General features: G+C 54.8%; 11 protein-coding genes. 9 read left to right on the forward strand and 2 right to left on the reverse strand.

Annotated features, from left to right (window positions below; genetic code table 11):
• Positions 1–4 precede the first annotated feature (4 nt).
• Complete coding sequence (locus RQI55_RS16940; protein ID WP_243258220.1) at positions 5–1849, forward strand: heavy metal translocating P-type ATPase; 1845 nt, start codon at positions 5–7, stop codon at positions 1847–1849.
• Positions 1850–2314: 465 nt separating this feature from the next.
• On the opposite strand, the gene RQI55_RS24260 is transcribed toward RQI55_RS16940, so the two are convergent.
• Together RQI55_RS24260 and RQI55_RS16945 are read right to left on the reverse strand one after the other, a co-directional pair.
• The gene (locus RQI55_RS24260; protein ID WP_409233744.1) at positions 2315–2488 is read right to left on the reverse strand and encodes a pyridoxamine 5'-phosphate oxidase family protein; all 174 of its coding nucleotides are present in this window, start codon (positions 2486–2488) and stop codon (positions 2315–2317) included.
• 240 nt (positions 2489–2728) lie between these two features.
• Positions 2729–3457 (reverse strand): response regulator transcription factor, encoded by a 729-nt coding sequence (locus tag RQI55_RS16945; protein ID WP_311273148.1) that lies wholly within the window; start codon positions 3455–3457, stop codon positions 2729–2731.
• Between the two features lie 929 nt (positions 3458–4386).
• Between RQI55_RS16945 and RQI55_RS16950 the strand changes: the two genes are divergently transcribed.
• The 8 genes from RQI55_RS16950 (at position 4387) to RQI55_RS16985 (ending at position 16006) form a co-directional block, all read left to right on the forward strand.
• On the forward strand, positions 4387–4686 hold the full coding sequence (locus tag RQI55_RS16950) for a response regulator transcription factor (RefSeq protein ID WP_155399044.1): 300 nt from the start codon (positions 4387–4389) through the stop codon (positions 4684–4686).
• Between the two features lie 365 nt (positions 4687–5051).
• The gene (locus RQI55_RS16955) at positions 5052–6488 is read left to right on the forward strand and encodes a calcium-binding protein (protein WP_052496971.1); all 1437 of its coding nucleotides are present in this window, start codon (positions 5052–5054) and stop codon (positions 6486–6488) included.
• Between the two features lie 212 nt (positions 6489–6700).
• A complete protein-coding gene (locus RQI55_RS16960) occupies positions 6701–7417 on the forward strand; it encodes a hypothetical protein (RefSeq protein ID WP_243258218.1) in 717 nt (238 codons plus the stop codon).
• A gap of 202 nt (positions 7418–7619) precedes the next feature.
• Positions 7620–7907: a hypothetical protein gene (locus tag RQI55_RS16965; protein ID WP_311273147.1), complete on the forward strand. Its 288-nt coding sequence runs from the start codon at positions 7620–7622 to the stop codon at positions 7905–7907.
• 224 nt (positions 7908–8131) lie between these two features.
• A complete protein-coding gene (locus RQI55_RS16970) occupies positions 8132–11473 on the forward strand; it encodes a calcium-binding protein (RefSeq protein ID WP_042620167.1) in 3342 nt (1113 codons plus the stop codon).
• A 28-nt stretch (positions 11474–11501) separates the two neighbouring features.
• Positions 11502–13259 carry a type I secretion system permease/ATPase gene (locus RQI55_RS16975; protein ID WP_042620166.1) on the forward strand — a complete coding sequence of 586 codons (1758 nt, stop codon included), beginning with the start codon at positions 11502–11504 and terminating at the stop codon, positions 13257–13259.
• Positions 13260–13325: 66 nt separating this feature from the next.
• A complete protein-coding gene (locus RQI55_RS16980; RefSeq protein ID WP_236728030.1) occupies positions 13326–14705 on the forward strand; it encodes an HlyD family type I secretion periplasmic adaptor subunit in 1380 nt (459 codons plus the stop codon).
• 866 nt (positions 14706–15571) lie between these two features.
• Complete coding sequence (locus RQI55_RS16985; protein WP_042620165.1) at positions 15572–16006, forward strand: MarR family winged helix-turn-helix transcriptional regulator; 435 nt, start codon at positions 15572–15574, stop codon at positions 16004–16006.
• The last annotated feature ends 116 nt before the right edge of the window (positions 16007–16122 follow it).

A 16122-nucleotide genomic window follows, 5' to 3' on the forward strand; every position in this document is an offset into this window, starting at 1 on the left:
CACAATGTATCCGCACCTGAGAAATTTTTTGCGCCTCCAGCAGTCTCGCATTCTGATCGGGTTTGCAGCAACGGGGCTTGCTGTGGGTGGGCTGCTATTCTGGTCCTCGCATCTAGGCGCTGCCGGTTGGGCATGGTCAGTCGCAACCGCCCCTGTGCTTTTAGGGCTCTTTGTTCAAATCGTGATGTCGCTCGAAAAGGGTGATGTAGGCCTCGATATCGTCGCCGCCATTTCCATGTCTGCGGCGTTGATTTTTGGCGAACCCTTGGCGGCGAACGTTGTTGCCATGATGTATGCGGGAGGGCAGGTCCTTGAGGACTTTGCGCAGGGCCGGGCCAAAAAGGAGATGACGGCTTTGATGGGGCGCGTCGCGCAAACCGCGATGCGTTTCGACGGCGACGTCCTGCAACAGGTTTTGATTACGGCGATCAAACCTGGCGACAGGCTTTTTATTCGCCAAGGTGACGTCCTGCCAGTCGACGGACGTGTGATGAGCGATGTCGCTATACTCGACCTGTCTACTCTGACGGGTGAATCACTTCCGCAGAATATCTTCAAAGGTGGCGAAGCGTTGAGTGGCTCTGCATCCGCCGGTGCCGCGTTTGAGTTGATCGCGAGCCGGCCGGCGTCTGAGAGCACCTATGCCGGCATCGTGCGTCTGGTCGAGGCCGCACAATCCAGCAAAGCGCCCATGGTCCGCATGGCGGATCGTTACGCCATGGGTTTTCTGGCGCTGACGGTAACGATTGCCGCGATCACCTGGCTTCTGACAGGTGATACAATCCGCGTGCTGTCGGTTCTCGTCGTCGCTACGCCGTGCCCGCTGATACTTGCCGTTCCGGTTGCCTTGATTTCCGGAATGTCGCGCACTGCACGCATAGGTGTTCTGGTGAAAGGTGGTGGCGTGCTCGAGACGATGTCGCGTGTCCGAACTGTCATCCTCGATAAAACCGGTACGATAACCCATGGACAGGCAGCGATCACCGAGATCAGGACACGCGACGGCTTTGCGGAGACCGATGTTCTCAAGGCCGCAGCCAGCCTGGATCAGGCCTCCGGCCATGTGGTTGCAACGGCGCTGATCAAAGCGGCCCAATCGAGAGGGTTGGTTCTATCCGCACCCGCGGTCGTCGTGGAAACACCTGGCACAGGGATCAAGGGAACCGTGGATGGCCGGAAGGTAATTGTGGGCGGCAACAGTTTCGTTGCAGCAGAAAGCGGAAGTGTACGGGCGGATGATCTCCTGAAAGGCATCGATCCGGCCGCCATGACTGTGGCCGTTGGTATAGACGGGAAGATCGCCGGGATTATCGTCCTTCAGGATCAGGTCCGCACGGATGCGAAACCGACGCTAGACGACCTGCGTCAGGCGGGCGTAAAGCGACTGGTGCTTGCCTCCGGCGACCGGCGAGATATTGCCGAGAAGGTCGGCAGACAACTCGGTTTCGATCTTGTGTTGGGAGATCTTTCACCGGATGCCAAGGTCGCGGCCGTCCGAAGCGAGACTGTCAATGGACCCGTCATGATGGTCGGCGACGGTGTCAACGACGCCCCGGCGCTTGCAGCAGCCGATGTCGGTGTCGCGATGGGCGCACACGGGACGGCCTCGTCGTCCGAGGCGGCCGGGGTCGTGCTGCTGGTGGATGAACTGGCACCGCTCGTGAAGGCGATGGCGGTCGCGCGCCGCAGTCGCGCCATAGCACTTCAAAGTGTCGTGGCGGGGCTTGGACTTTCGCTTTGCGCCATGGCGTTGGCGAGTTTCGGGTATCTACCTCCGGTTCAGGGCGCCCTCACGCAGGAGGTTATCGACGTCGCGGTGATTTTGAATGCACTGAGAGCGCTTCGATAGACAAGCATCAGCATCAGGGGCATACCAGAGGTTCTCAAGAAAACCCGGCGATCAAGCACAAGCTATGCGCGCTGTTGTGTCGGCAATCCGATCCCGCTCCCCTAAAAATGCGTTTTTCTTGGATAACTGTCGCCTGTTTGGGCTCGATCTCAAGGCGCACGATCCTGTGCCGACACGCGACGTCGTGGGTATTGGCTGCCAAGTTTAACTGGGCAGCATGTTCAGTAGCTCTGTCTTCCGCTGATCGTATCGACTCCGATTTTGTCAGCGCCTTGTCTTCTGGCTTTTGGGATGCCGGCTCCCACCACAGGTCTCACTCCTGAAGCAGGTCCCAGGCGTGGATACGTTCATTGTGGTGTTGTGAGGTGTCGGGCAGCTCGTGATACTGACCCTGCACCAGCACGCTCTTCCAGAGCCCGTGGTCCGAGTGCTCTTCCATTTGAAGGCAAGCGTGTGGGTTTGATCTCAGCCAGTCGATTTTCTGACCCGGCATCGAGAAGACGTACATCCGGTCGATGCCATAGGCGTAGTGACAGGCACGATGTAGGGATGGCCGTCTTTTGAGCAGGCAAGATGCCCAAAGTGTCCCTTCGACAGGCAATCCATGCATTCGTGGTCGGTCATTTCCCTGACGGGCATTGGCAAGCTCCATTATAGAGAGGCGGCAACAGCACCGAGCCACGACGGCCACTGGGGTGCAGGCGGTTGCTGGAGCGTGGGTTCGGTGCCGCCGTATTGGACTTCACCATAAGCGTGCCGACCAAAACTAATAGCCTCGGAAACTACCTAACGGGATATGCGGCTCGGTCTCGGTTAAGGGACGATCGTTATTCGTGCGTGGTACGCGTGCTTGTTGCTTAACTTCGCAGAACACAGCAGTTACACCGAGACGTTCACGGTCCTAGTCGCGGATGTACCGTTGATCATCGGCGGAATACAGACTGCCCCATTTTGGGGTATCTCGACAGTTGCCTTGGTCGTCGAAATTTGCGCGAGTAAAGCAGCCTGGGTGCGGTTTGAAGCTCCCAGTTTACGCATGATCTGACGAACGTGAACCTTGACGGTAGCTTCCTGCATATTTAGTTCGCGCGCAATGTGCTTATTAGATTTACCGAACCGGAGCCGTTCAAGAACCTCATTCTGGCGACCCGTTAAACCTTGCGGCGACAACCCTTTCAGATTGGTGCTGCTACCTCTTCCTACAGTTGGGGAGTGGTTGGCCAATAGTGCTTCTCTTGGGAAGTATGTCCCTCCGCCCAAGATGAAAGTCAAAGCTTGCTTGACGATTTCAAGTGGTAGTGCAGTGGGAAGAAATGCCTGGAAGCCACGCTCGGCGGCGGCAATTGCCTCTTCTGGATCTGCGCGATCTGAAATAAGGGCATAACGTGCTTCGTGCAATGCTTTGGTGCAAAATAATGCACTATCTGCCTCGAGGCTGTCTACGCTGGTTCCCCCCAGGTTGATAATCAAAAGAACAATCTCACTGCAATTGCCTAGCGGTAAAGAAATCATATCTCCTGTCGCCACAAGATCCAGAGTCAGAGACGTAGCCCACGGGCAAAGCGCCGAACTCAAGCATTCGCGCCTCATCTCCAGTGGATCAACCAAGAAAATAGTCCCGTGACTAGCCATGGTGCTTACTGCCTCCCCTCGCGCTTAATCGACGAACTTTAAAATCTGACTCAGGCCCCCCCGGACCCGGTCATCACCTCATGGTAAATGCTATGCTAGTTTTCACAAAACCCGCTTGTGACGAGTAAGCCTTTTGATATACAGCACTTTGATATTGAACAGTGTTGCCCAATATGAGTACCCGCTAGGGCTCTCTACTATACGAACGGCGTCGGCTCGAATGCTCACTTAAAAGTAATGCATATTTGTCATCTATTACTTTAGATATTGCCGCGAGTCAAATTGGTTGCAACAGCTTTCTGTAGTTCGCTCGCTGATACTAGCATCTTTTATCCAAGTTGGTGATGCCGATCGATGCTAAAAGAGCGATGTATTGATATGGCCCAGCGTATTTTTGATTCGTCTCCCTAATCGAAATTTATTTTTCCTATATATTTTCGATACTTGCACTCGATTCATCGATGGGGCACGTCCCCGCACCCGAGGATGAATTAGGGATAGACGAGTAAATGTAAAAGCAAAAAAAAGACAAGTAAAAACACATTCACTTCGTGTGGAGCTTGTGGGTCAATTCGATTACCAAAATTGGAATGCGGTAAAATATCTTGAGACGGACATGGGGTGCAGGACTACACGCAAGTCGTATCAGCCTTCTGCTAACAGGCAGCATTCTTTAAGTTGAGCTAACGTCTTGCCGATGGCTGCGGAGTAGTAGCGATCTCTAAACGATTCGGATGTCACCCATGAGTTCCCATACCGATAATCTAGTCATGGTTATAGTTGACGAAAAGCCTCTTCGGCGGGAAGCATACGCCGCGCTTTTTTCCGGCTGGGCGTCTGACCACAATCTCGATGTCGTATGCCACGCTTTTGGCACAAAGACCTCGCCAGCGCGAGAGATTGCCATGATTGTGATCAGCGCCGGAAACATGTCGGTTACTGAACTTCGATTGCGTGGAGAGCTAACGCATGTTCTGGCCGGGGGGCCTGCCGCAGTTGTTATTTCAGACCGGGATGATCCAGCCGAAATCGCCGCCGCCATGATACTTGGGATCCGTGGATTCCTCCCCACAGTTTTGACTGCGGAACTGGCGCGCAAGACTCTCACCTTTATCCTTTCGGGTGGTGATTTCTTTCCTTCTTCGGCGCTACAGCCGCGTTTTCATTCACCGCTGGCACAACCCTGGCTAGACGAGCCGGAATAAAAGCGGCTACAGGGTCCACGCTTAACAAGAGCAAAAGCGACGGAGGCGGCCACGCCAACGAGTGAAATACTTCCTTAAGTCGCTGCCACAAAAGGATTTAGTATCAGCTTCCCACGCGCGAACACATATCCACACACAGAACGATTCTATTCGGCACCTTGCATGTTACCAGCAGCGTTGTAGTCATGGTTTTTCGACTTGTGCAGGTTGCGTAACTGTGACGATGGGCGCAAAATATTTTCTTACTAAAAGGTTTAGCGCCTTTGTGGGTATTATCTCCGGTAGGTGTATATAACTATGCGCCACTGGTCTCCGCTCTATTGTGACTTATGCTTGAAGCAATCAATGGCGGGAGACAGGGAATCATGTATTTTTCACAAAATGCCCAAAAACAGCCTGAGGCCCGCCACTGCGAACACCGAGGAGGAAACGGGCGCGGAGATTGTGGGCATCCCGATATCAAGCCAACGACGCAGACCGCGACCGGTGGCATAGCCGTCTCGGTATCTACCGCTGCCGACGCATTTGGCGTTGCGACCCGCGCCACGACGACTATGGACATACATACCATTGACCGCGGGCTCGCAAGCTACGCCTATGGCAGCGTGAGCACCGCTGCCAGCGCCTCCGGGGAGGGCGCATATGCGTCGACCGTGACCAATGTCGGGATGATCGGTGCAGATATCGGCTATGTCTCTTCAATCGATACAGTCAGTGATACCGGCGCGGTTATGACGACAACAACTTCCTTTGCGGGAATCAATCTCAAGTTTGATCTGCCGGGGTGCGTGGGCGGCGTCCAGTCTGCGAATGACGTGAAGGCCAACACATCCAGACCTGCTTCTGACGGCAACGTCGCAGAGTTTAAGGTCAATGCCGATGCGCGTGGGGACAATACATCTGTCACTGTAAACGCGGATGCCACGGCCATGGACATCGGCTTTGCCTCGTCAACGGTCTCGGCAGTTGTCGCCGCATCTAGCACCTCGACCTACCTCCTTTTCGAGGGCACGAAACGAGATGAAAAAATCGATGGGACGAGAGGCACAGATCTCATTTATGGTGGGCGAGGTGATGATACTATCAACGGCTTAAACGGTGATGATTGGCTGTTTGGTGACCGCGGTAGCGACAAGCTGACGGGCGGTTCTGGCAGTGACACCATATTTGGCGGTAACGACGACGATACGATAACCGGTGGAGACGGTAACGACTGGATCTTCGGTGGTGATGACAAGGACGAATTGGACGGTGGTGCTGGTGACGATTTGTTGCTGGGCGAGGAAGGGGGCGACGTGTTGCGTGGCGGGGTTGGCAACGACGTGCTGTGGGGTGGTGAAGGACGGGACCGTCTGTTTGGAAACGATGGCAGCGATGTATTTCGATTAGGTGCGCCTAGGGGCGATGACGACGACACCTATACCGGAGGTGCTGGCGCCGACTTCTATCAGATTGTTGACCGCTTCGATGATGATGTCATCTTGGATTTCTCGGTGCGCGATGGGGACCGTCTCGTCTTGGATGGCGAAACGGAATCCTGCCTTGTCTCTATGCATAGATCGAGCTGTGATTTGGATGATCTTGAGATTAAATTTGGATCAGGCGCCTCCGCCTCCACACTGCTGCTAGACGAGTTTTTCAAGGTCAATTCGGGAATTATCGCATTCTCAAAATCTGTCGGAATTTCGCTAGCGGATGTGTCCTGGCTGTATCAGGCGATATTCCATGAGGGGTCGAATGCGGTGCTAGACCAGGCTGAGGCAAATTTCACCTTCGGTCATTTGCTGGCAACGCTCGACTGACCGCTTCCAGTTAGGTTCCGGCAGAGGCAATGCCACCTTTTGAGCAGACACATGGCCTTTCGGGCGCGTTTCCAAGTCCTAGGGCGATGGTGCTCAATGGTTTGGGGATGCACCCCCGTCATGCCTCATCAGGTGTATCACTCATTGAGCGCCTGCTGTGTCGCTTGCACTCGCGTAATATGCACCTTCTCCCATCGTGAAAGGTGCTGTTTATGCCTGTGACGTATTCTTCTTCGATCGGCTCCCATCTGAGCATCGTATCCGGCGATCCTGACGCGGAGCAACCGCTGGAGATTTTCGAACAGAGCATCAGCACCGATGCTGCCATGGGGCAGCTCTCTTCCCAGATAAATGAGAATGTCGGGCTCTCCGCCACAGCCGACACGACGGCGCTCGGCACCAACACAACGGCTCAGCTTACTGGATTGGTGACCGCTACGGCCGGATCTTGCGTGACATCAACTCATGCAAACATCGAAGCCTATGCCGCGGCGCATTCCGATGGCGATTTCGCACTGGCCACTACCTATATCGATGTCGTCTTTGACGGAAGCGGTTCGTATCTTTCAATATCCGGGATCGTCAGTCGTACCGAGGTCGAAATTGATACGACGACCTCAAGCTCATATTCCCGTTTCTCTTTCGTTGTCACTGATTTCACCGGCTCAGTGGAACATTCCGATGCGGACGAGTCCGACCTCGTCATTCCGGGGTCGGGCGAAAGCCCCGGTCCAGCAGACGACAATTTAGCCTTTTTCGGTCACGATGTTGACGATGATCCAGTCGGTCTCGACGGCAATATGACATTTTTCGATTTCACTGTTACCGCTTATGGCGAAAACACCACAGTGGGCCTGGTCATTGATAGCCTCGTCATGGAACACACGATGTCGAATGTCATTCTATTGATTTTGCTCGAAATAGGATGAAAAATTAAATCGGTAAATATATAAGTTTTGTTTTTTAAAGTAGACAATAAGTAGTACGTCGCTTTTTAAATTGTATTTTTTCGTATCTATACGCCCTTTGGATATTAATCCCTGTTATCATTTGTATATATAAGAAAGGTTTCATAGTCTTTTACTTGTCAGCAGGAGCTGATATATATCAATCCTAATAGGGAGACTGACTATGACTGGAAATAACTACGGTAATTGGGACAACGTTGATCTCGACGCCAGCTACGACTACGACTCGGTTATCGATGTTGAATTCGACCTCAGCTCGGAAGTCTTCGTGACACTGGATGTCGAGAAAGACATTTGCGTCGATGTGAATATTGATGGTAACGAAGCCAGCTTTGCTATCGACGTCCAAGCCTATGGCGACAACACGTCAGTCGACCTGAACCTCGTCGTGGCCGTCCAGGAAGGCGAATGGTCGAGCATTACGGCGACCGGCTACGCCGCAGCCACCTAAGACGATGCCCGCGGAAGTTTGGTCAAAACTTCTGCGGGTTCGTCGTGAGAAGGGCGGCCCCCAAAGCCCTTCTCATGCCTTCCGGATCTTGTCATCGTCACCTTTATGTGCCGGGCTACATCGCAAGATTGCGCTACCAATGCGCAATAGGCGCAATTCCCCGTTCAATTTAACTTCGCCATATCACCACCCATTACAGCTTGGGTTGGCTTGAGGAGAGAATTATGGCCCGCACGACCGTCAGGACAAACAAGGCAAGTTCGAACGCAAGTTCCCTCTCCGCGTCAGCCCCTCTGGATACGAATCTTGCATCAATGTCGCAGACTGAACTGCCGACCATGGCGAAGCAGTCCGGTGTTGCAAACGCGACAGCAGTCGGGCTTTTGGCAGCACCGAGCTATGCAACGGTTCAACTAACCAGCGCCAACAATGTCTACACCCATAACGCCAACGGAAGCTTCCGGATCGAAGGATTGGCGGGAAACGATACCATTACCGTTTCCGCCACCAGCACCGGTAATGACTACCTTGATGGTGGGCTTGGTAACGACACGCTGAATGCGGGCGGATCAAATGACATTCTGGACGGCGGTGATGGCACGGACATTCTCAACGGCAATGCCGGAAATGATATCTTACGGGGTGGCGCCGGTAGCGACACACTGAACGGTGGTGCAGGCATCGACACTGCCGACTATTCGACCTCGAATGCCGGCATCACTCTTTCGTTGCCCAGCGACCCTAATAAAACGTCGCGCGGCACGGGTGGGCATGCAACCGGTGACACGATCAGCGGTATTGAAAACATCCTGGGCTCCGCCTTCGACGACCGCCTAACCGGCAACCTTCTCAACAATCTCCTCGTGGGCAATGGCGGCGAGGATATTTTGCGAGGCATGGACGGCGATGACGTGCTGATCGGTGATGGGATGACAGATACCGACATGAACGGCGTCCCTGACGATGAGGATGCCGATGGAATTGCCGATGGTGTCAATGAGTCGGCAGTCGGAGCCGACGATCTGTTGGATGGCGGGTTCGGGAACGACACGCTTTATGGGGGTGCCGGAAAAGACACGCTGAATGGTGGATTCGGAAACGACACCATGTATGGGGGAACCGGCGACGATTTCCTGAACGGCAGCGATGGTGATGACCTTCTTGATGGAGGTGACGGTAACGATACGCTCGTCGGCAGCCTTGGTAATGATATCCTGCTCGGCGGTGCTGGCGACGATTTCATGGACGCATCGATCGGCAATGATGTTCTCATGGGTGGTGATGGTTCCGACACAATGAACGCCGGTGATGGGCATGACGTGTTGGACGGTGGCGCCGGTGACGACAGACTGCTTGCAAGCGCGGGTGACGACACCCTGTACGGAGGCTCCGGAGACGACGAACTTGACGGTGGCGATGGTAACGACACACTCACTGGCGGCGATGGGGATGACCTTCTTCGGCCGGGCGCCGGTACCAACAGCGTCGACGGCGGCGCGGGATTGGACACGCTCGACTTTTCCAAAGGCGGAGCCCTCGGTATTAATCTGGGAGACCACAGCGTTTCAGGTGCGGCGGCTGGCACCACTTTTCTCAATGTGGAAAACGTCAAGGGGTCAGGCTCCAACGACATCATCATCGGCGACGCCGCCAACAATGTGCTCACCGGTGGCGGCGGCGCCGACCAACTGGTAGGCCAAGGCGGAGTGGATACCGCAGATTATTCCGCCTCTGCGGCGGCCGTTACCATCACGCTCAACGCATCCGCCGCGGATCCGACTGCGGTGGGAACAGGCGCGGGTGGCGATGCCGAGGGCGACCAGCTTATCCTGATCGAGCGGATTATCGGCTCCTCCCTTGTTGATGTCCTGACCGGCGGTGGGTTGAACGACATATTGATGGGCGGCGCTGGCGCCGACATCATCATCGGCGGCACCGGCTCCGATACCGCAGAATATTCGTCCTCTGGCTCCGGCGTGACCATCATGCTTGATGCGACCGGCGGTGCCACGGGCGTGGGTGGCGATGCTGCCGGGGACATCCTGTCTTCGATGGAAAATCTTATCGGGTCAGACCACGCCGATAGTCTCCACGGAAACAGCCAGGTCAATCGTCTTGAGGGTGGCGCAGGCGATGACATGTTTCAAACCGGCCTGGGAGGGTCCGCAAATACCGGGGTCTTTGAAGTTGTCATTGGTGGAGCCGGGGTCGATACGATTGACTATTCGCAATCCACAGGTGCGGTGTTTGCGCAGCTTTTCAACACAACGTCAGGCTCTATTTCCGTAAGCCAGGGTGGCGAGGCGGATGGAGACCTTCTGCTTCTCGTGGAGAACGTCATCGGAGGTGGCCTTGGTGACCAACTCTATGGTAGCGAAATTGCAAATCGTCTCGATGGCGCAGGAGGAAATGACCTGCTTCAAGGTTTTGCCGGTGCCGATGTGCTGATCGGTGGCGCAGGCACCGATACCGCGACCTACTCCGCTTCGACCGCTGGGGTGTCCATAACGCTTGCAGACACTGGGTTTGGAACCGGGTTGGGTGGGCATGCGGAAGGTGACCAACTGAGTACGATCGAGAACCTGATCGGCTCCGCTTTCGGTGATCTTCTTGTCGGCAATTCTACCGCCAACCGACTTGAAGGCGGGGCTGGCGACGATACGTTCCGAACAGGGCTCGGCGGCACGGCGGCAGGCGGCGTTTCAGAAGTGGTCCTGGGCGGTGATGGTGTCGACACGGTTGATTATTCCGCTTCTACAGGTGCGGTTCTGGCACGTTTGTTCAGTGGAACGACGGGTCTAAGCTTCAGTCAGGGCGGACACGCAGACGGTGACGTTCTGGCGCAGATCGAAAATGTGATCGGATCTAACTTCAACGATCGACTGGAAGGAACAGAACTCGCGAACATTTTGAACGGCGGCAACGGCGATGACGTGTTGATCGGATTTGCAGGAGCAGACACTCTGATCGGCGGGGCGGGTGTCGATATGGCAGACTATTCCGCATCGACATCGGCGGTCAGCATACAGCTTAGCGCGTCCGGCGTCGGGACAGGTCTAGGTGGGCATGCCCAAGGGGACCAGCTCACCGGCATCGAAAGCGTTACAGGCTCGGCGTTTAACGATCAACTTATCGGCAGCGCAGGCGCGAACAAGCTGATTACCGGCGCAGGTAACGACATTGTTCGCGGTGGCAGCGGCAACGACATCATCTCGGCGACAGGCACGGGTGCGGCTTCTGGCCAGAACAGCCTGTGGGGCGATGGCTTCGAAGATGGTGGCGTCGCAGGCATGGACACATTCCGCATTCTGGGCGGAACCAACATCATTCGCGACTACCAGTCCGGAGAAGATATCGTCCTGAATAGCTGGAACAATTCCCCCGGCCTGACAGGTAACCTCAACATTGGCGGCGTCGCCCATTGGGCGGGCGTTTTCACCGGAAGTACGCACCAGACCTATGTGGTTTTCGGAACAGCGACCGCGATGACCCAGAGCCAGGCAATCGCGATGATCAATACTGTGGTTCAGAACGACTTGACGGTGGATGCCGGGCTGATCGCCTGAGACGGAGGCAACGGAGAGGGGCAAGACAATGATCGGGAAAAACAGAAACAGACGCCGTGGGTTTCGAAAGACTGAACTCGACCAGACAAAGGAGCAGATAGGCTCCGTGCTAATTCTACTTGCCCTCTTTAGCCTCGCGATCAATATCTTGATGCTCGCCTCGCCCATTTATATGCTTCAGGTCTATGACCGGGTGTTGACAACAGGCCGGTTAGAGACGCTTGCTCTCCTCACCATCGGGATGTTCGCCGCTTTTGCAGTTCTTGGTTTTCTGGATGCAATCCGGAGCATGATCAGCACGCGCATGGCGTGCTGGCTAAATTCGCGCTTGTCCCCAATCCTTTTGGCGAGCGGTGTGCGGGCAAGGCTCATCGGTGACATGGCCGGCACCCAACCGTTGCGCGATCTCGCCCAAGTGCAGTCATTTCTGTCGTCTCAAGCGTTAACCGCCCTGTTTGACGCACCCTGGACGCCTGCATTTCTGGCTATGATCTGGCTCTTGCATCCCACCCTCGGCATGTTCGCCACCGGGTCAGCGGTTTTTCTGATTCTCATCGGAATACTGAACGAGACCCTGACACGGGGTTCAACGCAAACTGCAAGCGCGGCGCAACTCGTCGCGCTGCAGCAAGCAGACATGACAATTCGCAATGCTGAAGTCGTGCGAGCCATGGGAATGCTTCCAGGTTTGACCGATCGATGGAAAATAACCAACGACAGTTACCTGACCGACACATCACTCAGTGCAGAGCGAGGCGCTGGCATAATTGGTTTTACCAAATTTGCTCGCTATTCCGTCCAATCAGCAACTCTCGGGCTGGGTGCTTATCTGGTCATTATCGGTGAGGCCACCGGTGGAGCGATGATCGCGTCCTCCATTCTTCTCGGACGGGCACTCGCGCCCCTAGAGCTCATATTGGGAAGTTGGCGCAGTCTTGTCGCCACTCAAATAGCATACGGACGTCTGAAAACTCGCCTTGAAGGCATACCACCTGAGCCCGTGAGAACGCGGATGCCTGAGCCATATGGTGATGTTTCAGTCGATCGGGTGAGCTACAGCATACCAGGCACCCGCGCACCGATCCTCAATAATGTCAGCTTCAAGATGATACCCGGTGAGGCGCTGGCCGTAATCGGAGCATCAGCAAGCGGCAAAAGCACGCTCTGTCGCTTGCTGACTGGTGTCACGGTTCCCACGGATGGAGTTGTCCGCCTGGACGGGACTGATCTTCATCACTGGCAGATCGATCAACTCGGGGCTGCCATTGGGTATCTGCCACAGGATGTCGAACTCTTTGCAGGTTCTATTCGCGACAACATTGCTCGGATGCGCACTGCATCGGATCAGGACATCATCCAAGCAGCGGTTTTAGCCCATGCGCATGAGTTGATCCAGCGGCTGCCGCAAGGCTACGAAACGCAGATCGGCGAGGCTGGCGCCCGCCTCTCAGGTGGACAACGGCAGCGCATTGGGCTTGCTCGTGCCGTATTTGGACGCCCGAAGCTGGTGGTCCTTGACGAGCCCAACGCCAATCTCGACCAGGCAGGAGAAGTTGCGCTCGCCGCCACCATACGTGATTTGAAAGAAACAGGTGCTGCCCTCCTTATTGTCGGCCACCGGCCTTCAACGCTGGCACAGGCCGACAAGATGATCCTCATGAGGGATGGAAAGATCGAACTTTACGGTACGACGGAGGAGGTCATCGGCCGCCTTCGTCTGGCAAGCGATGACAACAAACGAATGACCCGCAAGGCGCATGATGAATTTGAAGAAGCTGGATCTTGAACAAGCGGAGAACTCGAGGCGTACCATCATAGTCATTTAACCCACAGAGCATCGGGAGTACACACTATGAATATGAAACCGCAGAACCTCTTTATCCGCTCGGCGGCGGCTTCCCGCGAGGTGTCGCCTATGCTGGAAATCGAACCGGTCAGGCCGCGCTTAGCAGCGACGGTGCGTGGCCCTGCAAGAATTGGCTTTTGGGTCATTCTCATATTTTTGGTCGGTTCGCTCGGTTGGGCAAGCGTAGCACCCCTTGCCAGCGGGGCTGTTGCCACAGGAATCATCAGTCCGGACGGAAGCCGCAGGACGGTTCAGCACCTCGAAGGTGGCATTATTCAGGAAATCAAGGCGAAGGACGGTGACGAGGTTTCCGCAGGACAGGTGCTCGTGACGTTACAAGCAACACAGACATTGGCGATGAATGAAATGCTGACGGAGCAGGCACAGACCCTGCAGGCCATGCGGGCACGCCTCCTGTCGGAGCAGTCAGGAATGGACCAGATCGTCTTTCCCGCCGAGTTGCTGGGGGCCATGAGCCCCCATTTGGAGGCGATGCTCCAAGGCCAGACCTCACTGTTTGAAAAGCGTGGAGACGCTTTTCGTGCGCAACTAAGAATTATCGAGAACCGGGTCGCTCAGTTTTATGAGCAAATTGGAGCATTTCAGTCGCAACTGGACAGTGCTTCTGCGCAGATCACATTTGTTGAGGATGAACTCAAGGGTAAGGAATCGTTGTTCAAACGCGGATTGACGACCAAAACCGAAGTGTTACGCCTTGAAAGATCAAAAGCAGCTCTGTTTGGTGAACGCGGAAAGCACGTTGGTGCCATTGCCGAGGTCAAGCAACGGCTCGACGAACTGGCAACTCAGAAAATTTCACTGGAAGCGGACCGCGCTCAGGAAATTTCTACCGAACTCGAGCGTTTGCGTACAGAGTATGCCGAAATCTCGGAGAGGCTCAATAGCAGCCGGGATATTCTAGAGCGTACAACGATTATCGCCCCTGTCAGTGGGAAGGTGGTCAATTCCCGTTTCAAGACGACAGCCGGCGTTATCAAACCAGGCGAGCCCATAATGGATATTGTGCCCACCGGTGAGCGCCTCTTGATAGATGTTCATATATCTCCCCGCGACATCGACATTGTTCGGCCCCAGCTTCCCGCAATCATACATCTGACAGCCTATTCCAGCAGAGGGTTGCCGCGCATCAACGGTTTCGTCCGGGACGTATCTGCAGACAGCATGGTGGACCAAGTGACAGGACAATCTTTCTTTCTGGCGCGCGTAGAGGTTCTTAAGGAGGATCTGTCGCGCATTGGCGATGAATACATTCTTCTTGCGGGCATGCCGGCCGAAGTGATGATTGTCACAGGTGAGCGTACCGTCGTCAGCTACCTCCTCGAACCCTTCCTCGATGCATTCCGGCGTGGTCTGCGCGAGAGCTGAGGTTTCACTTGAACTACTTTCCACTCAGGACGGACCCGATCATAGTCGCCCAAAGAAACGACATCCTCAAGTTTGGCAAAATTACCAAAGCATTGTATCTGCTATGATCGGCATTTGCTCGCGATCTGGGCCATCTCGGGTTCCTCGCACTTGATCCTTAGCTTGGCCGCGAATTTTGACGCGCAGTCGGTGTTCGTGATTGGCTTGCCTGCTTCCCGAAGGACCTCAAGAACGGTTTGGCGTTTGTTCACCCTTCCAATAGCAGCCTTGGCCTCAGCCGACAGCCCTCCGGGTTCGCGGGCGATGCGCGCAGGTCCTGCAGTGGAAGCAAGCTGATAATCGGGATCAAAAGTGCTGATGACTAAGTCCTATGCGATGACCAGCTTCTGAAGCTCGATCTGCTCCTTGGCGATCTCCGAGAGCCTCGATTCTAGCTCCGCCCGTTTCTGCTTCAACTCGTCCGCCACGCTCATGAAAGGCTCCCGTGTGCAGAGTCAACATAGCGATCGGGCCGACCTAAAACTGGTGCATTCTGCTACCGAATGCCGTACTTTTATGTGGTGCTTGTTTTCTTATGACCAGAGCGCGAATATCAGAGCGTAAAGATGTTAGTCAAACTTTATGCACCAATAACCTATCGGTTCGTATGGATCACCTTTAATGGAATCGAACCGCTGGCCTTTATTTCAGTAGTTCTGTCGACCTCAATTTTTTTACTTAAACAACTGCTTGCTCTTCTGAGTAGATGGCTTGGGTCGGCGACCTCAGTAGCTTAGCGCCACAAGCGGTTACCACTCAAGATTCGAGGAATGCCTATTCTAGGGTAATGACTTACGTTCTCCGAGTAGAAATGCTTAATACCGGGAATGACAGAACCTACGCCTGAACAAATCGAAAAACTTGCTACCGCCTTTGAGCGCTTTACCCGTCGTTTCAAGGTTGCGGAGGCAGCGGCAGTCATGCAAAACTCGCTGAACCCCCTCGACATTCAAGCGCTTCTTTTTATCGATGAGCATCCCGAGTGTAACCTAGGGGATGTTGCCCGGCACCTTCAGGTCGCTCTGACGACAATGTCGTCTTCGGCCGACCGGCTGGTCCGTCGGGACATGATTGAACGGCAGCGGCCAGAGGCAAACCGCAGGTCGGTGGCTCTCACGATCACAAACAAGGGAAAGGAAGCGGTTGCAGGCTATGTTGACGGGTATCGAGCCTCCTGCCAAGCAATGCTTCAAGCCCTCGATCCCGTTGACCAAACCGAATTTCTGAGGCTAACCCAACAAATCTCAAAATACGAAGGTTGAATAATACGAAATTCGTAGTAAGTCTCTCGCATCGAAATGGTCAGGGACTTTATCATGACTCACACATCGCCCACTGCGCTCGTCACGGGAGCAAACAAGGGAATTGGGTTCGCCAT

The organism is Rhizobium sp. WCS2018Hpa-16 (assembly GCF_031843705.1).
Taxonomy (GTDB): domain Bacteria; phylum Pseudomonadota; class Alphaproteobacteria; order Rhizobiales; family Rhizobiaceae; genus Agrobacterium; species Agrobacterium tumefaciens_C.